Below are 23273 nucleotides of genomic sequence, written 5' to 3' on the forward strand. Positions count from 1 at the left end.
GTGAGTGGAGCCACGGGCGCCGGTTCGGCCGCTGGAGCGGCTGGAACTGCCAAATCGAGCGGTGCCCGTGGCCCTGCCGCGGACTCCCAGGGGGATACGGTGACGGAGACCCGGGGGTCCAACCCCCCGTACGAGATGTTCGGCGGCGACCAGACGGCCCGTAAGCAGCCCTCCGGTCAGCCCTACCGTCCGCCGCAGGCCTATCAGACGCCCCAGGGCGACGACGGGACCGAGTCGGGCATGCGGCTGCCCCGCACCGGCGCGCGGACGACGCCGCGCACCCGCAAGGCGCGGCTGCGGGTGGCCAAGGCCGATCCGTGGTCGGTGATGAAGGTCAGCTTCCTGCTCTCGATCGCGCTGGGCATCTGCACGGTGATCGCCGCCGCGGTGCTCTGGATGGTCATGGACGCCATGGGCGTCTTCTCCACGGTCGGCGGCACGATCAGCGAGGCCACCGGCTCCACCGAGAGCAATGGCTTTGACCTCCAGTCGTTCCTGTCGCTGCCGCGGGTGCTGATCTTCACCTCGGTCGTCGCCGTGATCGATGTGGTGCTGGCCACCGCGCTCGCCACCCTGGGAGCGTTCATCTACAACCTCTCCGCCGGTTTCGTGGGCGGCGTCGAGCTGACGCTGGCGGAGGACGAGTAGCTCTTCCCCCTCCGGAGGGGAACGGATTTGGGAGCTGCGCCGGACGTGCGCTAATCTTCAGAGGTCAGCGCAGAGCGCGGCGGGGCTATAGCTCAGTTGGTTAGAGCGCATCCCTGATAAGGATGAGGCCACAGGTTCAAATCCTGTTAGCCCCACAGCAGTGAATCGGCCCGTACGGAGTTTCTCCGTACGGGCCGATTCGTTTGTGGGCGCCGTGCCCGCGGGGGCCTCGATGGGGCCCGGAGCGCGGGGGGACGCAGGTCACCGATCGGTATCGGTCGGTGTGTATAGTCGAGCGGCAGAAGTCCTCATACGTCAAGGAAAGACGAGGTCGCGCGGTGAAGAAGCTTCTCCTGGTCGCACTGGCCGCCATCGGCGGGCTCCTCGTGTACCGCCAGATCCAGGCGGATCGCGCCGAGCAGGATCTGTGGACGGAGGCGACCGACTCCGTGCCCGCAGGTTCGGGTGTGTGAGACGCAGCAGTCTTGAACGAGGCCCCGGCCGCCCTGAGCGGGCCGGGGCTTCGTGCTGTCCGGGGCGGTTCAGCCGGGGGTGTTGGCTTTCGCGAACGAAGTGGTTGCGAAAGTGAAGTGGAGGCGGTCGCTCAGGTGTGGGAGGCCGCCGCTCAGGCCTGGGAGAGCGCCCAGATGCCCACGGTGAAGCAGATCGCCGCCAGGACCAGCATGGAGACCGCGACCTTCGGCGTCGGCCCGCGCCGTCTGCGGGGCGGGCGCGGGGCGGGAGCCGGAGCCGGAGCGGCGGGCGGCTGTCGGTAGGCGGCCGCGGCCGCGGGAACGGCCGGAGCCGCGAGAACGGCGGGCGCGGCCGGCGGCGGCTCCCCGGGCGCGTGGCCGAAGGCGTGGGCCGCGGGGTTCGCCGGCAGGGGCGCCGTCGGCGGTGTGGGCTCCTGGGCCGAGGGCGGCGGCGGGGGAGCGGTCGGCTGGGCCGGATGCGGCGGCGGCGTGGGCGGCTGCTGCGGCGGAGGGGGTACGGGGAAGCCGCCCGGCGTCGTGTGCGGGCGGGTGAAGGCGTTCGGGGGCGGAGGCGGCGGCTGGACACCGGGTGGGGTGTGCGGGCCCGGGGTGTGCGCACCGACGGGGTTGGCGGGGGCGACCGGGGTGTGCGGGCCCGTCGCCGAGGGATCGCCGTCCGGTACGGGGCCTTCCGCCGAGGCGGGTGCGGCGGGTATCGCGGCCCCGGCGGCCGGGAGTACGGGCCCTGAGGCCGGCGGTGCGGCTCCTGGTGCCGACGGGGCGGCTCCCGCGGCCGGCAGGGTGGCTCCTTGCGCCGACGGGGCGGCTCCCGCGGCGGTGCCGGACACCGGAACGCCGGGTGCGGGGCGGGTCGGTCCCTCGGGTCCGAATCCCGGCGGCAGCGGGCCCAGTTGGTCGAAGATCTCCACCGGCTCGTCGTCGGGTCCGGCGTCCGGGAGCATCTCCACGGCCGTCGCGAGGGCCTTGCGCGCCCCCGTGGCCGTACGGAAACGGCATTCGGGATCCGGCTGGAGCAGACCGGCCAGGACCTGCCACAGCGGCTCCGGGATGCCCTGCGGGGCTCCCGGGGTGCCATGGCTGGTGAAGTACTCCACCAGGGCCCGGGAGTCGGGCTTCTGGCCCTCCAGCAGATAGAGCGCCACCAGCCCGATCGCGAAGAGATCGGCGGTGAAGTCCGGCTCGGCGCCCTCCATCTGCTCCGGGGCGAAGTATCCGGGCGTGCCCACGACATAGTCGGTCTCGGTGAGCCGCGGCTCCCCCTTGCGCATGGAGATCCCGAAGTCGGAGAGCCGCAGATGCGGCCGTCCGGTCCCGGTGGCCTCCAGCAGCACGTTCGCCGGTTTGATGTCCCGGTGGACGACGCCCTCCGCGTGCACCGCGGCGAGACCCGAGAGCAGCTGGTCGAGCAGGGTGCAGACATAGCGGGGCGGCAGCGGTCCGTAGTCGCCGATCACATGGGCGAGCGAGCCGCCGCCCACCAGGTCCATGGTGAACAGCACCTTGTCGTCGTCCGCCGCCCAGCTCGCCGGGGCGAGGACATGGGGGTGGTCGATCCGCAGGGCCTGCTCGCGGACGAAGCGGAGCAGGGTGTGCGCGTCGCTCTGCTGGAGCACCTTCGCGGCCACATAGCGACGCCGCCGGTGGTCCCAGGCCCGCCAGACGGCCCCCACCCCTCCGCGCCCGATCGGGTCGACCAGCTCGTACCGACCGGCGAAGACCTCACCCATGGGCTTGCGTCCGCTCCCCGTTCCCTCGTGAGGCCGTGCTCCGCTCCGGTCCGGCCTCGGTGGTCAGCTCTGGTGGGACTCGTAGTGCGCGACGGCGTCCGCGGTCCGGCCGGCTCCGTACACGCGGAGGAACTCTGCCAGCTCCGGCTGGGTGGGGGCGAGCGAGTCCGCCGCGTCGATGATGTCCCCGGCGGCGGCCACCGAGCGCAGCAGCGACTGGATCTCCCGCACCACCCGGCGCACCGCGGGCGCGCCCGAGCTGTTGGTGGTCTGGCTGTTCGCGGTCAGTACGGACCCTCCCTGGGACTTCTTGATCTCCTCCATGCGCTCGGTCGCCTCGGCCGCGCTCACGCTTCCGTCGGAGACCTGCCCCGCCAACTCCTGGAGAGCCTGCACGCGTTGGACCACGGCAGGATTGCCGATCTTCGCGCGCTGGCCGCTCATCAGCTGGGAGAGCATCGGCGCCGACAGACCGAGAACGGCGGCGAGACGTGCCTGGTTCAGGCCGAGGTCGTCTATCAGCCGCCGGAAGAGCGCGCCCAGCGGCTCCCCGTACCAGCTGCGCTGTAGCTCTCGGGCTCTGGCGGTCGTCTCTTGCTGAGCGGCGTCCATGCGCGTCTCCCCATCGCTTCCCCAAGCGGGCTTCGCTGCTGCGAACCACGACGAGCATCTTACGGAGAGTGGTCGCCCACCGGGAGCCCCCATCGTTTTGCAGGATCCCCCGGGTCACCCGGTACTCTGGTCTGCGGCACAGGGCGAACACATGGTGTGGTCGGCCGTGCCGATCGTTCGGGGCCTTAGCTCAGTTGGTAGAGCGCTGTCTTTGCATGGCAGATGTCAGGGGTTCGACTCCCCTAGGCTCCACGTGCAAAACCCGCTCCGGTCTGCGTATGCGCAGGTCGGAGCGGGTTTTTTGCGTACGGGTCTCCATCTGGCCCCCCGGGGCGGACGCCGTGGAGGGGGTGCCCGGCGGAAGGGGGGTCGGGTCAGGGCGGGGGTGTGGCGGAGGTGGTGGGGGTGAGGGTGGTGCCGTGGTGGAAGTGGGTGAGGTAGGAGGCTTCGCCCAGTTCCTGGCGGGTGAGGGCGGAGATGCGGTCCACATCGCCGCGTTCGCCGGCGGGCAGGGGCGTTCCGACGGAGGCGCGGGCGGCGGCGGCCGTTCCCAGGAGGCGGGCGGCGTGGGTCGGGTGGCCGGTCAGGCGGCGGGCGCCGGCCAGGCCCTCCAGGGCGAGGGCGACCGCCCGGGGGTTGCCGGTGGCGCGGACGGCGGCCCAGGCGGACAGCTGGAGTTCCAGCGCTCCCGCCGCGTCCCCGCGGGCCTCGGCGACGAAGCCCAGCTCGGTGAGGATCAGCGCCGGGGCGCCCGGTTCGTAACCCATCTTGCGGTGGAGTGCCAGGACATGGGCCATATGGGACTCGGCGGCGTCCAGGTCGCCCGTCCGGCGGGCTCCCATGCCGAGGCCGATCTCGGCGAACTGCTCACCGAACGTGTCGGACTGCTCGACGGCGAGCCGCCGGGCCCGCTCGTGGTACTCGCGGGCCCGGTCCGGCTCCCCGGTCAGCAGGGCGATCCGGCCCAGACCGGCGAGCTGGAACGACACCTCGGGCCACAGCTCCAGGTCCTCCGCCATCCGCAGCCCGTCCCGCAGCAGCCGCCCCGCGCGCGGATAGTCGCCGACCACCTCGGCCAGCGTCTGGAGCGGCACCATCGCCCGCAGACTGCCCCAGCCGTCGCCCAGTTCGCGGAAGATCTCCAGGCTCTGTTCGCCGTGCCGGCGCAGCGCCCCGAAGTCGCTCCGCAGCTTCGCCTGGAAGGCCTGGCTGGAGAGCGCGGCCGCCGTGCCCCACCGGTCGTCCAGCGCGCGGAAGGCGGTCAGCGCCCCGGCCACCAGCTCCTCGCTCGGGGCCAGATCGCCGATGCCGTACAGATTGGAGCCGAGGAACCACTCCGCCCGCGCCCGTCCGGCCGGGTCGTCGACCTTCTCGTACGGCAGCAGCGCCGTCCGGTACACCGACAGCGGGTCCGCGCTGCCGCCGAGCGCGAGGCGTGTCCCGCCGAGTCCGGCCGTGGCCGCGGCGACGGCGGCGGCGTGCGCGGCCGGGTCCGCCGGGTCCGGGGCGGGTATCGCGAGGGCCCGGGCGAGGGAGCGCTCGGCCTCCCTGTTGCGGCCCCGCAGATGCCAGTACCAGCTCAGCGCGTTGACCAGCCGCAGCGCGCGCTCCGCGTCCCCCGCCCGTACGGCGCTCTCCAGCGCGGTGCGCAGATTCGCGCTCTCCGCGTCCAGCCTGCGCAGCCATCGCCGCTGGTCGTGGCCCCGTAGATGAGGTTCGGCCCGCTCGGCGAGCCTGGTGCAGTAGTCCCGGTGGAGCAGCTGGAGCGCGGTCAGCTCGCCGTTCTCCCGCAGCCGTTCGACGCAGTACGCGGTGACCGACTCCAGCAGCCGGTAGCGGGGTCCGTCCGCCGTGTCGGCGACGACCACGAAGGAGGCCTCCACCAGCCGCGCGAGCAGATCGAGCACCTCCGTACGGTCCACTTCGCCCGCGGGGCAGATCTCCTCGGCGGCGGCGAGCGCGCAGCCGTCGGCGTGCACCGCGAGCCGTCGCAGCACCGTGCGCTCCCGTTCGCCGAGCAGCTCCCAGCTCCAGTCGATCACCGCCCGCAGGGTCCGCTGACGGGCCGGCGCGCCGCGCACCCCGGAGGCCAGCAGCCGGAAGCGGTCGTCCAGCCGGGCCGCCAGCTCCGTCACGCCCAGCACCCGCACCCGGGTCGCGGCCATCTCCACCGCCAGCGGGATGCCGTCCAGCCGGCGGCAGATCGCCGCCACCGCCTCGGCGTTGGTCTCGTCGAGGACGAAACGGGGCGCGGCGGCGGACGCCCGGGCCGCGAACAGCTCCACCGCGCGCGGCCCCTCCAGCGGCGGTACGTCGCTGATGCGCTCGCCGGCGACGCCCAGCGGGATCTGGCTGGTCGCCAGCACCCGCAGCCCGGGGGCCGCGGCGAGCAGCCGTTCCACCAGGCGCGCCACGGCCTCCACCACATGCTCGCAGTTGTCGAGGACCAGCAGCGTCGGCCGGTCGCCCAGCGCCTGCGCCACCCGTTCGGCGAGCGACGGCGGACCGGTGTCGGCGGCGGGCGGCGGGGAGATGTCGTCCCGTACGCCGAGCAGCGCGGCGAGCAGCTCCCGTACCCCGGTGTCCTGTGTTCCGGGGTCGCGTACGCCCGGGTCGTCCGTGCCGGGGTCGCGTACGCCCGGGTCGCGCGCGTCGGCGTTCCGCCGGGCGCGTGAGGGGGCGAGCGCGGCGAACTCGGCCAGCCGGACCCCGCCGGGGAAGGCCGGGGCCGCCCGGGCGGCGACCGCGAGGGCCAGCCGGGTCTTGCCGACCCCGCCCGGTCCGGTCAGCGTCACCAGCCGGTGGGCGGCGAGCGCCGCGCCCAGCTCGGCGACCGCCTCGTCCCGGCCGATCAGCTCGGTGAGCGCGCCCGGCACGTTCGACGGCGGCCGGGCCGCCGTGGTCGCGGGCGAGGGCACGGCGGTGAGCGACGGGTCCTGGGTGAGGATCGACCGGTGCAGGGCGGCCAGTTCGGGGCCCGGATCGAGTCCCAGCTGGTCGGCGAGGTGCTCCCGCAGTTCGGCGTAGCTGCTCAGGGCCGCGCTCTGGCGGCCCGCGAGATACAGCGCCCGGATCTGCGCGGTGCGCAGCCGTTCGCGCAGCGGGTGCCGGGCGACCAGATCGCCCAGCTCGTCCGCGACCAGGGCGTGTTCCCCCAGCCGCAGCCGGGCCTCGGCCTGGTCCTCCAGGGCGGTGAGGCGCCGCTCCTCCAGCGCGGCGGCGGCGGTGCGGACGAACTCCTCGTCCGCGAAGTCGGCGAAGGCGGGCCCCCGCCACATCGCCAGCGCGTCGGAGAGCAGCGCCGCCCGCTCCCTGGGATCGCCGGCGGTCCGGGCGCGGTCCGCCGAGGCCTGGAAGCGGTCCGCGTCCACCGCGTCGGGGCCGGCCCGCAGTTCGTATCCCGGAGTGCCGAGGGAGACCGATACGACCAGCTCCCGGCCGCCCGGCTCGGCGCTCTCCAGGGCGCGGCGCAGCTGCCAGACCTTGTTCTGGAGCACGGCGGCGGGTCTGCCCGGGGGCCGGTCGCCCCACAGTTCGTCGATCAGCCGGTCGGCGGAGACCGGGCGGCCCCGGTGCGCCAGCAGACAGGCGAGCAGGGCGCGGACCTTCCGTTCCGGGACCTTGACCGGCCGCCCGTCCGCCGTCCACACGCCCAGCGGACCGAGCACCCCGAAACGCATGTGATCACGCTAACCCACGCGGGGAGGGGGCGACAGGGACGGAACGGGAGGGGTGCAGGGACGGAACGGGAGGGGTGGGAGCACGGGGGAGTTCGCGGGTGGCGGCGCCGGGGAGTCGCCGGGCGGCCCGGGGCCGGGGCCGGGCCGGTCGGCGGCGGTCCGGTCCGGCCCGGGTGGCGGTCCGGGGGGCCCGGCCCCGGTCCGGCCCGGGTGGTGGCCCGGGGGGAGGTTCCGGCGGCGGTCCCGGAAGCGACCGAGAGCGGATCGAGAGCGGGCCGGGAGCGCCGGGGCGCACGGTGGTGGTCCGCGGGGGCCGCCGGGCCCGGAGCCGGGGGACCACCGCTCCGGCCCGCCCCCCTCGTACCTCCTCGTACCCCTTCGTCCGCACGCCTCCGGCCCCGCCCGTGGGACAGCCCGCCCGGCGCGCTCCCCCACACGACCGCCGGACCATGGAAGGAAGACCATGTCATCGACCGTCCCCGAGAGCGCGCCCCCCAAGGCCGGAGCCCGGGAATGGGCCGGGCTCGCCGTGCTGGCGCTGCCCACCCTGCTGCTCGCGCTCGACCAGAGCGTGCTGTTCCTGGCCCTGCCGCATCTCGCGGAGTCGCTGAACCCGACCGGCGCCCAGACCCTGTGGATCATGGACGTCTACGGGTTCATGATGGCCGGGTTCCTGGTGACGATGGGCACCCTCGGCGACCGGATCGGCCGGCGCAGACTGCTGATGACCGGCGCGTTCGCCGTCGGAGTCACCTCGCTGGCGGCCGCCTTCTCCACCAGCGCCGAGGCGCTGATCGTCACCCGCGCCCTGCTCGGCATCGCCGCGGCCACTCTGATGCCGTCCACGCTGGCCCTGATCAGCAATATGTTCCAGGACGGGCATCAGCGCGGCCGGGCCATCGCCGTCTGGGCCAGTTGTTTCATGGGCGGCACCGCGCTCGGGCCGGTGATCGGCGGGGTGATGCTGGAGTACTGGTGGTGGGGCTCGGTCTTTCTGCTCGGCGTGCCGGTCATGCTGATCCTGCTGGTCTCGGCGCCCTTCGTGCTGCCCGAGTACCGCGACCGGGACGCCGGCCGGATCGACCTGGTCAGTGCGGCGCTCTCGCTCGCCGCGATCCTGCCGGTCATCTACGGACTCAAGGAGATCACCCGCGAGGGCTGGGCGCCGGTCCCGGTGATCGCGATCGTGGCCGGTCTGGGCTTCGGCACGCTGTTCGTCCGCCGCCAGGGCAGGCTGGAGCACCCGCTGATGGACCTCGGCCTCTTCCGGCGCGGCGCCTTCACCGCCTCGCTGCTCGTGCTGATGTTCGCCATGGTCACCATGGGCGGCAGCTATCTCTTCATCTCCGGCTACCTCCAGATGGTGGAGGGCCTCTCGCCGGCCGAGGCCGGTCTGTGGATGGTGCCGTCGGCGATCGTCTCCATCGTCGCCGCGACGCTGGCCCCGACGCTGACCAAGCGGCTGCCCATGAGCGTGGTCATCGGCTGCGGGCTCGGCGTCACCACCGCCGGCTATCTGCTGCTCGTCTTCGTCGAACCGGCCGGCGGGCTGCCGCTGCTCGTCACCGGCTTTGTGATCGCCTTCCTCGGCACCGGTCCGATCGGGGCGCTCGGCACCCATCTCGTGGTCGGCTCCGCCCCGCCGGAGAAGGGCGGCTCGGCCGCCTCGCTCTCGGAGACCAGCGGGGAGTTCGGCGTCGCCTTCGGGGTCGCGGCGCTCGGCAGCCTCGGCGGCGCGGTCTACCAGAGCGCTGTCTCGGTGCCGGCCGGGGTGCCGGAGGATGTCGCGGACACCGTGCGCGGCGGGGTCGAGGGCGCCGTCGCGGAGGCCGGCGGGCTCCCCGCCGCCCTCGGCGAACAGGTGCTGGGGGCCGCCGGGGAGGCGTACACCGCCGGGCTGAACACCGTCGCCGCCGTCTGCGCCGCGCTCGCCGCCGTCACCGCCGTCCTCGCGACGACCGCGCTGCGCAGGGGCGGCGGGGGCGGCGCGGCCGACGGCGAGCCCGGCGAGCCCGGCCGGACGGATGCCGAGGGCTCGCTCCAGCCGGCCGGGGACCGCTAGACGGGCGGCGGGCCGGGGGCCCGGGGGCCCCGGTCGGGCCCGCCTGCCGGGCCCCGGCTCGGTCGGGCCCCGGCTCGGTCACGCCTCGAACTCGGTGAGGTCGATCGCGTGCACGGTGAGGGTGAAGCCGTGGCGCGGGTCCTCGGTCTCGCGCTCCTGGGTCATGCCGAGTTTGCGCAGGACGTTCTCGGAGGCGTCGTCGGCCGGACGGCTGATGGCGATGACCCGGTCGAGACCTCGGTCCTGGAGGGCGAACTCCAGAGTCGCGTGGGCGGCTTCGGAGGCGTAGCCCTGGCCCCAGTACGAGCGGCCGAGCCGCCAGGAGATCTCCACGGCGGGCAGGACCTCGGGGAGGAACTCGGGGACGGACAGCCCGGTGAGGCCGATCAGCTCGCCCGAGGCCAGCAGCTCGACGGCGAAGAGGCCGAAGCCCTCTTCATCCCACTCCTCCTCCCAGCGCTCGATCGCCTCGGCGGTGGCCTCCAGATCGAGCACCGACCCGTCGTCGATCCACCGCATGACCTCCGGGTCCGCGTTGATCTCCGCCATGGGTACGAGGTCGTCGTCGTGCCAGCGGCGAAGGAGGAGGCGGGGCGTGCGGATCTCGGTCATACGCCCCATCCTGCCGAAGGGCGCGGGCCGAGCGGTAATCGGCCCGGAGGGCGGGGCGGCGAACGCGCCGGGGGCGGGGGAGGACGCCCTCCGCGGGCGGGCCGCATAGGCCCGCCCCTGCCGGGCGCGGCGCTCGCCGGGGGCCCCGGACCGGGCGGCGTACGCCCCTGCCGGGCGCGGCGCTCGCCCGGGCCCCCGACCGGACGGCGTACGCCGCTGTCGTGCTCCCCCGCGGCCCCCGACGAGAGGGCCACGCGGGGCTCAAGCGCGCCGTCGGGCGGGCGGGCCGCCGTAGGGTGAACGACGGCAGCAGATGGCGAGCTCCACCGAGGAGGAGTCCTGTCCCGTCCACCGCACTCCCCAGGCGTCTCCCGCGTCTCGCTGGACGCGGACGGGGTGACGCTCTCCGCGCTGCTCGCCGAGCCGGCCGGGCCCCCGCGCGCCACCGTTCTCGCCGTGCACGGCGGGGGCATGAACTCCGGTTACTTCGACGGGCAGGCGCACCCCACGCTCTCGCTGCTCGCCCTCGGCGCGCAGCTGGGCTACACGGTGCTCGCCGTGGACCGCCCCGGCTACGGAGCGTCCGCGCCGCAGCTGCCCGAGGGCCAGACCCTCGCCGAGCAGGCCGCCACGCTGCGGGCGGCGCTGCGGGACTTCGGCGCCGTACGCCCGCTCGGCGCCGGCCTGTTCGTCCTGGCGCACTCCTACGGCGGCAAGGTGGCGCTCACCGCCGCCGCGCACGGACTCCACGACGCGCTCATCGGGCTGGACGTCTCCGGCTGCGGCCACCGCTACGCCGTCCCGCCGCCCACCGGCCGCCCCGCGTCCGGCGGCCCGGGCCGCCCGGGCGGCCCGGGCGGCATCCGGCAGAACTGGGGCCCGCTGGGCCTGTATCCGCCGGACACCTTCACCCTGGCCGCCTCCCTGGTGGCCGAGACGCCGGTGCGGGAGCCGGCGGAGGCGGCGGGCTGGGAGGAGAGCTTCCCGGCGGTGGCCGCCGGGGTCCGGGTCCCGGTCCGGATCACCTTCGCCGAGCACGAGGCCTGGTGGCGGCACGATCCGGAGGCGGTCGCCGAACTCACCGGGCTGCTCGCCGCGCCCCGGGTCCTGGTGGACCGTCAGCCGGGGGCGGGCCACAACATCAGCCTGGGGTGGGCGGCCCGGGCCTACCATCTGCGGGCCCTCGGCTTCCTGGAGGAGTGCCTCCAGCCCCGCGCCGCCGCGGTGCCGGGGTCCGAGGCCCCGGCCGTGGGGGCCGTTTGAGCCGTATGACCTGAGTCACGGGAACCTCCCCCGCCGTGCGGACAACTGCTCACGTGGACTATTCGATGCATGCCCGGATACGTGAGGGCGACCCGGCCGCGTTCAGGGAGCTGTTCGCCGCCCACTCCCCCTTGGTCTACCGGCACGCGGTGCGGACCACCGGCGACTGGGCGGTCGCCGAGGACATCGTGTCGCTGACCTTCCTGGAGGCCTGGCGGCTGCGCCGCAAGCTGCGGGACGAGGGGGACAGCCCGCGGCCCTGGCTGATGGGGATCGCCGTCAACGTACTCCGCAACACCACCCGCGCGGCCCGCCGGCACCGCACGGCCCTCACCCGGCTGCCGGCCCGCCACACCGTGCCGGACTTCGCCGACGAACTCGTCGGACGCCTCACCGACGCCGCCCAGCTCGCCGCCGCCCAGCGGGCGCTGAAGCGGCTGCGCCGAGGCGACCGGGAGGTCTTCACCCTCTGCGTCTGGTCCGGCCTCGGCTACGCGGAGGCCGCCGAGGCGCTCGGCGTGCCCGTCGGCACGATCCGCTCCCGGCTCTCCAGGGCCCGCACCCGGCTGCGCGCCCTCGCCGCGGAGGAGCTTCGCCGCTCTCCCGGGGAGGAGCCCCCGGCCCGGGTCCCGCCCGCCGGGAAATATCTGGAGGAACCGGTGGAACTCGGAGCGCCCCGCGGACAAGTACAGGGTGGCCGCACGGATGCGGCCCGGTCGAATCAGGAGAAGAACCGATGAACCGCACCCCCTGGCGGCGGACGCAGGAACCGCTCGACCGTGCGGAACTGTCCCGGCTGCTGCCCGCGCCCGGCGACCCGGATCTGCCGCACGACCGCCGACGACTGCTCGAGGAGCATCTGATGAACGAGATCCAGCCGAAGGCCGGCGCCCCGAAGGCGCGGCCGGTGCGGCGCGCGCTCTACGTCGGCGTCCCGCTGACCGCGATGGCCCTGGCCGGGGTGCTGCTGACCGGCGTGCTGGGCGCCGGGAGCGGCCCCGGCGCGGGCGAGGTCAGGGGCGGCGGGGCCGTCGACCACGGCGCCGTCGACCTCGGCAGCACCCAGAACGTGGCCTCCACCCTGTCCCGGATCTCCGCCGCCGCCGAGCGGCAGCCGGTCCAGGAGCCGGACGAGGACCAGTACGTCTACGTCAAGAGCACGGTCTCGTTCCTCCGTACCGAGGTCGGCCCGAAGGGCTCCAAGTCCTGGGTGTCGCCGCCGCACACCCGGGAGGACTGGAAGTCCCCCGACGGCCAGAAGGGGTGGTACGTGGAGGAGGGCGTCACCGAGGGGGCCTCCCTCGACTACGACGAGAACGAAGGCGGGGGCGGCTCCGAGGAGCTGAACGCCCCGTACCGGCCGTCGCTGAACGCCCCTTCGTACGACTACCTCAAGGCCCTCCCCACCGACCCGGACGTGCTGCTGAAGAAGATCTACGAGGAGACGAAGGGCGCGGGAAACGGGCCGCACCAGCAGGCGTTCGTCACCATCGGCGACCTGCTGCGCGGACAGCTCGCGTCGCCGAAGGTCTCGGCCGCGCTGTACCGGACCGCGGCCAAGATCCCGGGGGTCGTCCTGGTGGAGAGCGCCGAGGACGCGGCCGGGCGTGAGGGCGTCGCGGTCGCCCTGACCGACCGCGAGGGCGTCAGCCGCACCGAGTGGATCTTCGACCGGAAGACCTACGCCCACCTCGGCGAGCGCACCGTTCAGCTGAAGGACGCGTACGGGGTCAAGGCGGGCACCGTCACCGCGAGCACCGCCGCGCTGGAGCGCTCCGTCGTGGACGGCAAGGGGGACCGCCCGGGCGCCGCGAAGCACTGACCGCCGGCCGGGGCCCGGCCCTGGCCATGACACCCCGGCCCCGGCCCCCCGCCCGGGCCGGGGCACCCCGGCCCCGCCCGGCCGAGCCGCCCCACCGCGGCCCGGCCGGCCGGGGCCCTCCGCGTACCCCCGCCCCGCCCCTCCGCGACGCGTACGCGCAGGGCACCCGACGCGCAGGAGTACGCGGAGGGCCGCCGCGCAGGCCGACGCGCACGCGTACGCGCAGGGCCCCGCGCACGCGCACGCCCAGGAGAACCGCGTACGCGATCCCCCTCCCCCCGCCCCCGCGCCGCGCGGCATCATGGAGCCTCTTCGATCAGCTGATCAGCCGATCACGGACCCGCCGCCAGGAGGCTCACCATGTCCGGGCCCGGCCCGCTGCGTCTTGAGGACCTCACCCCCGGCCGGGCGATATCCGGCATCGTCCCCGCCGACGACGTCGAGATCGTCGCGCTGCGGATGTTCGGGCCCGACGCCGCGCGGGTCACCTATCGCCGCCCCGGCGGATCCGTCGAGGAGACGCTGCTCTACCGGGACCAGGAGAGCGCGCTCGCGCCCGGCGCGCAGACCTCCGCGCGGAGCGCGTTCGGCGCCGACCCCGCGCTCTTCCGGCTGGCCGCCGAGGCCCTGCGGATCCGGACGGCGGCCCGGGGCGACGCCATGCTCGCGGTCTCCACCAGCGCCCTGGACCCGCTGCCGCACCAGATCCAGGCCGTCTACAACGAGCTGCTGCCGCGCACCCCGCTGCGCTTCCTGCTCGCCGACGACCCCGGCGCGGGCAAGACGATCATGGCCGGTCTGTACATCAAGGAACTCGCCCTCCGCGGCGATCTGGAGCGCTGTCTGATCGTCGCCCCGGGCGGCCTCGTCGACCAGTGGCAGGAGGAGCTGCGGGAGAAGTTCGGCCTGGACTTCACCCTGCTCACCAAGGAGCTGACCGACTCCGCCCCCGACGGCTCGGTCTTCGCCCGGCACCCCAGGCTGATCGCCCGGATGGACGCCCTCGCCCGGTCCGACGAGATCCAGGAGCGGCTGGCGGCCGTCTCCTGGGACCTGGTGATCGTGGACGAGGCCCACCGGATGAGCGCCGGGTACTTCGGCGCCGAGCTGAAGACCACCCGCCGCTACGAGCTGGGCCGGCTGCTCGGCCGTACCGCGCGCCACTTCCTGCTGCTGACCGCCACCCCGCACGCCGGCAAGGAGGAGGACTTCCAGCTCTTCCTGGCGCTGCTCGACGGCGACCGCTTCGCCGGGAAGTACCGGGCCGGAGTCCACCGGCACGACGCCTCCGGGCTGATGCGCCGCATGGTCAAGGAGGATCTGCTCACCTTCGACGGAAAGCGGCTCTTCCCCGAACGCCGCGCCTCCACCGTGCCCTACCTGCTCTCCCCGGCCGAGCGGGAGCTGTACGAGCGGGTCACCGACTACGTACGCGACGAGATGAACCGCGCCGAGCGGCTCGACGGCCGCCGGGGCAATCAGGTCGGCTTCGCCCTCACCGTGCTCCAGCGCCGGCTCGCCTCCAGCCCCGAGGCGATCGCCCGCTCCCTGGAGCGCCGCCGGACCCGGCTGGAGACCCGCCGTACGGAGTCGTCCGCCGCGCGGTTCGCCCCCCGGCCCGAGCCCGCCGCCGTGGCCGACCTCCTGGACACGGATCCCGACGAACTCTCCGGGGAGGAGCTGGAGACCCTGGAGGATCAGGTCGTCGACTCCGCCTCCGCCGCGCTGACCGCCGCGGAGCTGGACCAGGAGATCGCCGCCCTGCGGGCGCTGGAGAGTCTCGCGCGACGGGTGCTCGCGCTCGGCGAGGACCGCAAATGGCTGGAGCTGTCCGCCCTGCTCCAGGACCGCGAGCGGCTGCGGGACGCCGAGGGGCGGCCCCGCAAGCTGATCGTCTTCACCGAGCACCGCGACACCCTGGAGTACCTCTCCCGCCGGGTCCGCGCGCTGATCGGACGGCCCGAGGCCGTCGTCGCCATCCACGGCGGCACCCCGCGCCGCAAGCGCCGCGACATCCGGGACGCCTTCACCGAGGACCCCGAGGTCCTCGTCCTCATCGCCACCGACGCGGCCGGCGAGGGCCTCAACCTCCAGCGCGCCCACCTCATGGTCAACTACGACCTGCCGTGGAACCCCAACCGGATCGAGCAGCGGTTCGGCCGGATCCACCGGATCGGCCAGACCGAGGTCTGCCATCTGTGGAACCTGGTCGCGGACAACACCCGCGAGGGCCAGGTCTTCCAGCGGCTGCTGAGCAAAATCGAACAACAGAGCACGGCATATCAGGGCAAGGTCTACAATGTCCTCGGCGAGATTTTCGAGGGCGAGCCGCTGCGAGAACTGCTGGTCAAGGCGATTCGCTACGGCGATCAGCCCGCCGTCCGATCCCAGCTCGACCAGGTCATCGACGCCAGGGTCGGCGAGCGCGCCGTCGAACTGATCAAGGGACTCGCCCTCGACGCCCAGGTCATGGAGATCGAGGACGTCCACAAGGTGCGGCTGCGTATGGAAGAGGCACAGGCCCGCCGCCTGCACCCGCACTACGTCCAGGCCTTCTTCCGCGACGCCTTCGCCCGGCTCGGCGGCCGCCTCCGGCCCCGGGAGGCCGGCCGCTTCGAGATCACCCATGTGCCGGCCGCCCTGCGCGCCCCCGGCGACCTCCCCGAGCGCCTCCCGCAGCGCGCGTACGAACGGGTCTGCTTCGACCGCGACCGGCTCACCGTCCCCGGCCGTCCCCCGGCCGCGCTCGTCGCCCCCGGCCACCCCCTCTTCGACGCCGTGCTCGACGAGACCGTACGGCTGCACGGCGGCGCGCTCGCCGAGGGCGCGATCCTGGTGGACGCCGCCGACACCGGCGACACCCCCCGGCTGCTGGTCGCCCTGGAACAGGACATCGTCGACGGCCACGGACACGCCGTCGACCGGGGCTTCGCCTTCATCGAGCTGCTGCCCGACGGCGCCGCCCGCGACGCCGGGCCCGCCCCCTATCTCGACCACCGCCCGCCGACCCCGCGCGAGGCCGAGGCCGCGCGGCCCCTGCTCGACGCGGAGTGGCTGAGCGGGGGACCGGCCGCGCGAGCCCTGGACTGGGCCGTCCGGGAGGCCGTGCCCGTTCGGCTGGCGGCGGCCCGCGAACGCGTCCTGCCGCTGGTGAACCGCACCCGTACCCAGGTCGAACAGCGGCTCCGCCAGGAGATCGGCTACTGGCACGCCCAGGCCGGCCGGCTCGAACAGGACCTCGCCGAGGGCAGACGGGTCCGCCACCGCCCCGAGCGCGCCCGCGCCTGGGCCGAGGAGCTGGAGCTGCGCCGCGAACAGCGCCTGGCGCGGCTGGACAAGGACGCCGCCCTGCGGCCGCGGCCGCCCGTCGTCGCGGGCCACGCCCTGATCGTGCCCATCGGCCTGCTCACCGCGGGCCCCGGCCGCACCCCGGACGTCCACGCCGCCGACGGGTACGAGACCGACCGCCGGGCCGTCGCCGCCGTGCTGCGCGCCGAACGGTCGCTGGGCCGGATCCCCGAGGAAACGGCCCACAACAACCCGGGGTACGACCTGCGCTCCCTGACCCCGGACGGCGGACTCGTCCATATCGAGGTGAAGGGCCGCCGGGCGGGCGCGGAGCAGTTCTACGTCAGCCGCAACGAGATCCTGGTCGCCAAGAACCGCGGCGACCGCCACCGTCTCGCGCTGGTGTCCGTCCACCCCGAGGGGCCGGAGCACGACGAGGTCCGCTATCTCAGCGACGCCTTCGCCGACACCGAGTTCGGGGATCTGAAAGCCGAGGGGCTCCTGCTGTCGTGGCCGGACGCCTGGACCAAGGGAGGGGCTCCCCTGTGAGCACGGATACGAACACGGGCACGGCTACGAGTACGGCCACGGGCACGAGCGCGGGCGCGGGCACGGCTACGAGTACGGCCACGAGCGCGGGCGCGGGCACGGCGGGCGCCGCCGCGGCGGACGGTCCGGAGCGCAGGAGGAAGCTGATCGAGGTCGCCCTGCCGACCGAGGCCATCAGCCGGGCCGGCAAGGCCGACAAGGACCGCAAGGTCGGCACCATCAAGAACATCCACAAATGGTTCGCGCCGATGCCCACCCCGGCCTGGCGCGCCCTCCTCTTCGCCTCCGTCGTCGACGACCCCGGCGACGAGCCCGGCCGCGCCCGGCTGCTGAGGATCATCGAGGAACTGGTCCCCGAGAACGGCACCGCCCCCGCGCCCGAGGCCCTCAGGCGGGCCCGCGAGGTCCTCGCCGAGCAGGAGCGGGCACAGGGCCGGCCGCTGCCCACCGTCCTCGACCCGTTCTGCGGCGGCGGCTCCACCCTGGTCGAGGCCCAGCGGCTCGGCCTGCCCACCGTCGCCGCCGACCTCAACCCCGTACCCGCCCTGGTCACCCGGCTGGAGACCGCGCTCGTCCCCGCCGTACACGGAAAGCCCCCGGTCAGCGGCGAACACGGCACCCTCGCCGGCACCTCCGTCGATCCCCTCGCCGGGCTGACGACCGATGTCCGCCACTACGCCGAACGCGTCGAGGCCGCCGTCCGCGAGCAGGTCGGCGACCTCTACGAGCCGGTGGCCGAGGGCGCGGTCGTCGCCTGGCTCTGGGCGCGCACCGTCCCCTGCGCCAACCCGGCCTGTCGGCTCTCCGTCCCGCTCTACGGCTCCCCCTGGCTCAGCAAGCAGACCGGGCGGGAAGCCTGGCTGAAACCCCACGTCGAGGACGGCGAGGTCCGCTTCGAGATCCGCACCGGTACGACGGGGACGATCGCGGACGCCACCAAGCGCGCCGGCCGCGGCGGCAAGTTCTCCTGCCCGGCCTGCGCCACCGAGGTCGACGAGAAGTACATCCGCAAGGCGGGCGTCGACGGCCGGATGGGCCTGAAGATGCTCGCGATCGCCGTGGACGACGCGACCGGACGGCGCTTCGTCCCCGAACCGGCGCACTCGGCCGCCGCTGCGCTCGACCTCCCCGACGAGATCCCCGAACTCGACTTCCCCGGCAACACCCGGGACTTCAAGACCCCGCTCTACGGGCTCCGCCGCCAGGCCGACATCTACACCCCCCGCCAGCTCCACACCCTCGGGGCCTTCGCCGACACCGTCGCCCGGGTGCCGGGGTGGGTCGAGGCCGACGGCGGCGACGCCGATCAGGCGGCCGCGATCGCCACCGTCCTCGCGGTCTGCATCGGCAAACTGGCCATGTCCAACTCCTCCCAGGTCAGATGGCGGATCCGCACCGGCCCCTCGAAGGCCGAGCCCGCCTTCGGACGCCAGGCGCTGCCCATGCTCTGGGACTTCGCCGAGGCCAATCCGTTCGGCGAGTCCGTCGGCGGCTGGCGCTCCCAGATCAGCAGCGTGCTCAGCGGAATGTCCGCGCTGCCCGCGACCGGCGTCCCCGGCGTCGCGGTCCAGGCCGACGCGCGCGACGCCGGCTCGCTCGTACCGCCGGCCAGCGCGCTGATCGCCACCGACCCGCCCTACTTCGCGCAGATCAACTACGCCGACCTCAGCGACTACTTCTACGTCTGGCTGCGCCGGGCGGCCCGCGCCGTCCACCCCGACCTCTTCGCCACCATGGCCACCCCCAAGACGGAGGAGCTGATCGCCAACCCGTACCGCCACGGCGGTGCGGAGAAGGCGCGCGCCTACTTCATCGAGGGTTTCACCGAGGTCTTCTCCTCCCTCAAGACGGCCTCCCGCCCGGATCTGCCGATCGTCGTCATCTACGCCCACCGCCAGGAGGAGACCAAGGACGGCGAGCTGACCTCGTCCGCCTGGGACGCCCTGCTCGAGGCGATGCTCGCCGCCGGGGTGAGCGTCGTCGGCACCTGGCCGCTGCACGCCACCAACAGCACCCGGCAGGTCGGCCAGGGGGCCAACGCGCTCGCGTCCTATGTGGCGATGGTCTGCCGGCCCCGCCCCGAGGGCGCGGGCGTCCTGGACCGCCGGGGCTTCCTCCAGGCCCTGCGCCGGGAGCTTCCCGACCGGGTCAGACCGCTCCAGCAGAGCTCCATCCCCGCCGTCGACCTGGGACAGGCCGCCATCGGCCCCGGTATGGAGATCTTCTCCCGCTACACCCGGGTCACCGAGCCCGACGGCTCCCCCATGCGGGTGCGCACCGCGCTCTCGCTGATCACCAAGGCGCTGGACGAGATCCTCTCCGAGTACGAGGAGGACTTCGACGCGGACACCCGCTGGTGCATCAAGTGGTTCGAGGACCACCAGTGGGAGACCGCCGACTTCGGCAAGGCCGAGCGGGTCGCCCACCGCTACAACACCTCCGTACCCGGGCTGGTGCACGCGGGCGTGGTCGCCTCGGCGGCCGGGCTGGCCGCCCTGATCAGGCCCGACGGACTGGCGGAGGCGTACGACCCGGACGGGGACGACCGGCTCACCGTGTGGGAAGCGGCCATGCGGCTGTCCCGGCTGATCGAGGGCAAGGGGCCGGGCGCGGGCATCGACGCGGCGGGCGAGCTGCTCGCCCGGATGCGCGTCCGGCCGGAGATCGACGAGGACACCGTGAAGGGCCTCGCCTATCTGCTGCACAACATCTGTGAGGGCCGGGGCTGGACGGAGAGCCAGCGCTGGTTCAACAATCTCGTCAGCACCTGGCCCGACCTGCGGACGGCGGCCCGGGACGCGGACCGGCGGGGGAGCGCGCGCGTCACCTCGGAACAGCTCTTCTGACCGGCTGAGCGACCGGCCGGCCGGAACCGCTCGGCCGGGCGGCCCGGCCGGGCGGCGTCCCCGGCACCCCGGACACCCCGACACCCACGGAAGACAGAAGGCAGGACCGTTCAGACATGGCACAGAGCAACCGCGACCGCGTCGGCCGCATGATCGAACTGCTGCCCGACGGGCTGCTCCCGCTCGTGGACCGGGAGCTGACCCGCCGCCAGGGAGCCGGCTGGTTCGACGACGCCGTCGCCGAGGAGCGCGACAAGGGCCGCGGCCTCGTCTCCCGCCGCGATCCGCAGTTCCTGCTGAACATCCTCCAGCGCTACTGGGGCTCGTACTTCCGCCACGCCCTCCCGGGCGCGACCCGCGGTTACGCGGGAGAGGTCGCCGACGTCCGCAACCGCTGGGCGCACAACGCCGCCTTCAGCGCCGACGACACCGTACGCGCCCTGGACACCGCCGAACGCCTGTTCACCGCCGTCGGGGCCGCCGCCGAGCTGGCCGAGCAGGTCCGCACCTCCCGGCTCGACCTCCAGCGGTCCGTGATCGAGGCCGAGACCCGGCGGCGGACCCGGCGGGCCGCCGCCATGCCGAGCGTCGCCGCCGACGGGCTGCGCCCCTGGCGCGAGGTTCTCGTCCCCCACCAGGACGTCGCCCGGGGCGACTTCAACGCCTCCGAGTTCGCCGCCAACCTCGCCCAGGTGGCCAAGGGCGAGGGCGCGCCCGAGTACACCGAGCCCGAGGAGTTCTTCCAGCGCACCTATCTCACCGAGGGGCTGCGCGATCTCCTCGCCACCTCGCTCCGGCGGGTCGCGGGCGACGGCAACGCGGCCCCCACGGTCAATCTCCAGACCAACTTCGGCGGCGGCAAGACCCACTCCATGCTGGCGCTCTACCACCTCTACGCGCCGGGGCTCCAGCGTCAGCGGCTGCCGCAGGAGATGCAGGAGCTGATCGAGGCGGCCCCGGCCGGGCTGCCCGACGAAGGCGTGCGCCGCGCGGTGCTGGTGGGGACGGCGCTCGCGCCCGGCCAGCCGGAGACGAAGGCCGACGGCACCACCGTCAACACCCTGTGGGGGGAGCTGGCCTGGCAGCTCGGCGGCCGGCGCGGGTACGACGTCATCGCGGCCGCCGACCGCAGCCGCACCAGCCCGGGGTCCGAGCTGCTCCAGGATCTGCTCGCCGCTTACGCGCCCTGTCTGATCCTCATCGACGAATGGGTGGTCTACGCCCGCCAGCTGGTCAGCGACGACAGTCTGCCGGCGGGCACCTTCGAGACGCACTTCTCCTTCGCGCAGTCCCTCACCGAGGCGGTGGAGGCGGTCTCCGGCGCGCAGCTGGTGCTCTCCATCCCCGCCTCGGAGGACGGCCGCGAGGACCGGGCGGACGCCGACGAGATCGGCGGCGAGGCGGGGCAGCTGGCCCTCGCGCGGCTCCAGAGCGTCATCCACCGCAAGGCGGACTCCTGGCGTCCGGCCAGCTCGGACGAGTCGTTCGAGATCGTCCGGCGGCGGCTGTTCGAGGCCCCGACCGGCGAGGTCCAGGCCGAGGTGAACAAGGCGGCCCGGCTCTTCAGCCAGTTCTACGCCACCTACAAGCGGGACTTCCCGGCCGGCGCGGACGGCACCGAGTACGAGCGGCGGATCAAGTCGACCTATCCGATCCATCCGGAGCTGTTCAGCCGGCTCTACGAGGACTGGTCGACGCTCGACCGCTTCCAGCGCACCCGGGGTGTGCTGCGGCTGATGAGCGCGGTGATCCACGCGCTGTGGCGGGACGGCAACCAGAGCCCGATGATCATGCCGGGGGACATTCCGCTGGACGATCAGCGGGTGGCGGGGGAGCTGACCCACTATCTGGAGGACCGCTGGAAGCCGATCATCGACGCCGATGTCGACGGCCCCGACTCCACCCCGGTCGCCGTCGACAACGAGAAGACCGTCCTCGGCCAGCGGGCGATGAGCCGCCGGATCGCCCGAACCGTCTTCATGGGCTCCGCGCCGACCGTCAGAGCGGCGAAGAAGGGCCTGGCCGAGCCGTACATCCGGCTCGGCATGGCCGTACCGGGCGACGCCCTCGGCAACTTCCGCACCGCGCTGAACACGCTCGCCGACCGCTCCACCTATCTGTACGGCGACGCCGAACGGCACTGGTTCGACACCCACGCCAACATCACCCGTACCGCCAAGGACGAGGCCGACCGGCTGATCGGCCGGGACGAGGACGTCTGGGCGGAGATCGTACGGAGGCTGGAGGCCGTGCCGAAGCGGCGCGGCGACTTCGGGGCCGTCCATGTGGGCCCGCGGCAGACCAAGGACGTGCCCGACACCGACCAGGCCCGGCTGGTGCTGCTGCACCCCCGGCACACCCATCGGGCGGGCAAGGACGTCTGGGACACCCCGGCGCTGGACTTCGCCGCCGAGACGCTCTCCTCGCACGGGCACGGGAAGCGCCGGCACCAGAACACGCTGGTCTTCCTGGCGGCGGACAAGAAGGACATGGGCGACCTCATGGAGGCGGTCCGCGAGTACCTCGGCTGGAAGAAGGTGCTCGACCGCCATCTGGAGCTGGATCTCACCGAGAGCCGGCGCCGCCAGGCGCAGACCCGCCGCGACCAGGCGAACGAGAAGGTCGAGCTGCGCGTCGGCGACGCCTATCGCTGGGCGCTCGTCCCCGAGCAGCACCCCGGCGACCCGATCGTCTGGGAGAGCCTGCGGGTGGACGGCGGCCGGGCCGAGGACATCGCCGTGCGCACCGCCGAACGGCTGAAGCGGGAGGGCATGCTCTATCTTCAGCAGGCGCCCGCGGTCCTCCACCAGAAGCTGACCGGGCCGCTGTCCCGGGTCTTCGAGGAGGACGGCCATATCTCGCTGGGGCGGCTCTGGGAGCTGCACACGGCCTATCCGTACATGAACCGGCTGGTGAACCGGACGGTGCTCGACCAGGGGGTCGAGGATGTGCTCTCCATGCTGACCTGGGAGAACGAGGGCTTCGCCCTGGCCGTCGGCCACGACGCGGCGAGCGGCCGCTATCAGGGGCTCGTCCTGCCCGGCGCCGACGCGCGCTTCGGTCAGCTCACCGACGGGACGCTGCTGGTCCGGCTCGATCTGGCGCTCGCCCAGCGCCGCCGATCCGCCGAAGAGGCCGCCGCGACCGCCGCGACCGCCGCCCCGCCCGCGGAACCGAGCCTCTCGGCCCCGTCCCCGCTGCCCCCCGCGGCCCCGGCCCCGCAGCCCCCCGCCGCCCGTCCCCCGACCCGCTTCTACGCGACCGCCCGGCTCACCCCCGAGCAGTACAGCAAGAACGCCGCCAAGTACGTCTTCGAGATCCTCCAGCCCCTCGACGCCGCCGACGCCGACATCGAAGTCACCGTCGAAATCCACGCCACCCACCCCACCGGCTTCCCCCCCGACAAAATCCGCACCCTCACCGAGAACGCCAACACCCTCCACCTCACCGCCGAATTCGAAGCCGACTAGCCCCAGCCCCACCCCCCCCACCCGCCCACCACCAGAGGACACCAGCCCATCCCGCGTTCGAGAACGCCCGGCCCATCCCAGCCCGCCCGCCGCTTGAGGACGCCCGGCCCATCCCAGCCCGCCCGCCGCTTGAGGACGCCCCCGCGCCCCGGGGCACCTGCACGGGACCGCGCGGTCAATCCCATCCCGCCCGCCGCTTG

The 23273-nt window shown here is 74.0% G+C and carries 13 protein-coding genes and 2 tRNA genes; 11 read left to right on the plus strand and 4 right to left on the minus strand.

Translation table 11 applies throughout. From position 1 onward, the window contains the following. From ACF089_RS18390 to ACF089_RS18400, 3 genes are all read left to right on the plus strand, one after another. Positions 1-648 carry a DUF3566 domain-containing protein gene (locus tag ACF089_RS18390; RefSeq protein ID WP_392027510.1) on the plus strand — a complete coding sequence of 216 codons (648 nt, stop codon included), beginning with the start codon at positions 1-3 and terminating at the stop codon, positions 646-648. 81 nt (positions 649-729) lie between these two features. Beyond that, positions 730-803 (plus strand) — tRNA-Ile (locus ACF089_RS18395). 183 nt (positions 804-986) lie between these two features. Further along, positions 987-1121: a DLW-39 family protein gene (locus ACF089_RS18400; RefSeq protein WP_003958712.1), complete on the plus strand. Its 135-nt coding sequence runs from the start codon at positions 987-989 to the stop codon at positions 1119-1121. Between the two features lie 152 nt (positions 1122-1273). On the opposite strand, the gene ACF089_RS18405 is transcribed toward ACF089_RS18400, so the two are convergent. Both ACF089_RS18405 and ACF089_RS18410 read right to left on the minus strand, forming a co-directional pair. Next, positions 1274-2869, minus strand: a complete 1596-nt coding sequence (locus ACF089_RS18405; protein WP_392027514.1) for a serine/threonine-protein kinase — start codon at positions 2867-2869, stop codon at positions 1274-1276. A 63-nt stretch (positions 2870-2932) separates the two neighbouring features. Next, positions 2933-3481: a helix-turn-helix domain-containing protein gene (locus ACF089_RS18410; RefSeq protein WP_392027517.1), complete on the minus strand. Its 549-nt coding sequence runs from the start codon at positions 3479-3481 to the stop codon at positions 2933-2935. Positions 3482-3660: 179 nt separating this feature from the next. Between ACF089_RS18410 and ACF089_RS18415 the strand changes: the two genes are divergently transcribed. Further along, positions 3661-3733: transfer RNA gene (locus ACF089_RS18415), tRNA-Ala, on the plus strand. Positions 3734-3855: 122 nt separating this feature from the next. Here the strand turns inward: ACF089_RS18415 and ACF089_RS18420 are convergent. Continuing rightward, entirely contained in the window at positions 3856-7161 is a 3306-nt protein-coding gene (locus ACF089_RS18420) for a BTAD domain-containing putative transcriptional regulator (RefSeq protein ID WP_392027520.1), read from the minus strand. Positions 7162-7624: 463 nt separating this feature from the next. Between ACF089_RS18420 and ACF089_RS18425 the strand changes: the two genes are divergently transcribed. Further along, positions 7625-9223, plus strand: coding sequence for an MFS transporter (locus ACF089_RS18425; protein WP_392027523.1), 1599 nt, complete (start codon positions 7625-7627; stop codon positions 9221-9223). Between the two features lie 78 nt (positions 9224-9301). Here ACF089_RS18425 and ACF089_RS18430 read toward each other — a convergent pair whose 3' ends face one another. Continuing rightward, positions 9302-9835 carry a GNAT family N-acetyltransferase gene (locus tag ACF089_RS18430; protein WP_392027526.1) on the minus strand — a complete coding sequence of 178 codons (534 nt, stop codon included), beginning with the start codon at positions 9833-9835 and terminating at the stop codon, positions 9302-9304. Between the two features lie 396 nt (positions 9836-10231). On the opposite strand from ACF089_RS18430, the gene ACF089_RS18435 reads away from it, so the two are divergent. The 6 genes from ACF089_RS18435 to ACF089_RS18460 all read left to right on the plus strand — a co-directional run bounded on the left by ACF089_RS18435 (position 10232) and on the right by ACF089_RS18460 (position 23073). Then, a complete protein-coding gene (locus ACF089_RS18435) occupies positions 10232-11098 on the plus strand; it encodes an alpha/beta hydrolase (protein WP_392027529.1) in 867 nt (288 codons plus the stop codon). 53 nt (positions 11099-11151) lie between these two features. Next, on the plus strand, positions 11152-11838 hold the full coding sequence (locus ACF089_RS18440) for an RNA polymerase sigma factor (RefSeq protein WP_392027532.1): 687 nt from the start codon (positions 11152-11154) through the stop codon (positions 11836-11838). After that, the gene (locus ACF089_RS18445; RefSeq protein ID WP_392027535.1) at positions 11835-12920 is read left to right on the plus strand and encodes a CU044_5270 family protein; all 1086 of its coding nucleotides are present in this window, start codon (positions 11835-11837) and stop codon (positions 12918-12920) included. Before ACF089_RS18440 ends, ACF089_RS18445 begins: the two co-directional genes overlap by 4 nt. Positions 12921-13280: 360 nt before the next feature. Beyond that, entirely contained in the window at positions 13281-16757 is a 3477-nt protein-coding gene (locus ACF089_RS18450; protein WP_392027538.1) for a helicase-related protein, read from the plus strand. Continuing rightward, positions 16754-19603 (plus strand): DUF1156 domain-containing protein, encoded by a 2850-nt coding sequence (locus tag ACF089_RS18455; RefSeq protein WP_392027540.1) that lies wholly within the window; start codon positions 16754-16756, stop codon positions 19601-19603. The genes ACF089_RS18450 and ACF089_RS18455 overlap by 4 nt, the downstream gene beginning before the upstream one ends. Before the next feature lie 116 nt (positions 19604-19719). Continuing rightward, on the plus strand, positions 19720-23073 hold the full coding sequence (locus tag ACF089_RS18460; protein ID WP_392027543.1) for a DUF499 domain-containing protein: 3354 nt from the start codon (positions 19720-19722) through the stop codon (positions 23071-23073). Positions 23074-23273 lie beyond the last annotated feature (200 nt).

This window comes from Streptomyces sp. NPDC014894 (genome assembly GCF_043080985.1).
Taxonomy (GTDB): Bacteria; Actinomycetota; Actinomycetes; order Streptomycetales; family Streptomycetaceae; genus Streptomyces.

Bases quoted from the DNA above. Each gene is read 5' to 3' on its own strand.
- ACF089_RS18445 (WP_392027535.1), top strand. From the start codon at position 11,835: ATGAACCGCACCCCCTGGCGGCGGACGCAGGAACCGCTCGACCGTGCG.
- ACF089_RS18430 (WP_392027526.1), bottom strand. From the start codon at position 9,835: ATGACCGAGATCCGCACGCCCCGCCTCCTCCTTCGCCGCTGGCACGAC.
- ACF089_RS18420 (WP_392027520.1), bottom strand. From the start codon at position 7,161: ATGCGTTTCGGGGTGCTCGGTCCGCTGGGCGTGTGGACGGCGGACGGG.
- ACF089_RS18460 (WP_392027543.1), top strand. From the start codon at position 19,720: ATGGCACAGAGCAACCGCGACCGCGTCGGCCGCATGATCGAACTGCTG.
- ACF089_RS18425 (WP_392027523.1), top strand. From the start codon at position 7,625: ATGTCATCGACCGTCCCCGAGAGCGCGCCCCCCAAGGCCGGAGCCCGG.
- ACF089_RS18410 (WP_392027517.1), bottom strand. From the start codon at position 3,481: ATGGACGCCGCTCAGCAAGAGACGACCGCCAGAGCCCGAGAGCTACAG.
- ACF089_RS18405 (WP_392027514.1), bottom strand. From the start codon at position 2,869: ATGGGTGAGGTCTTCGCCGGTCGGTACGAGCTGGTCGACCCGATCGGG.
- ACF089_RS18450 (WP_392027538.1), top strand. From the start codon at position 13,281: ATGTCCGGGCCCGGCCCGCTGCGTCTTGAGGACCTCACCCCCGGCCGG.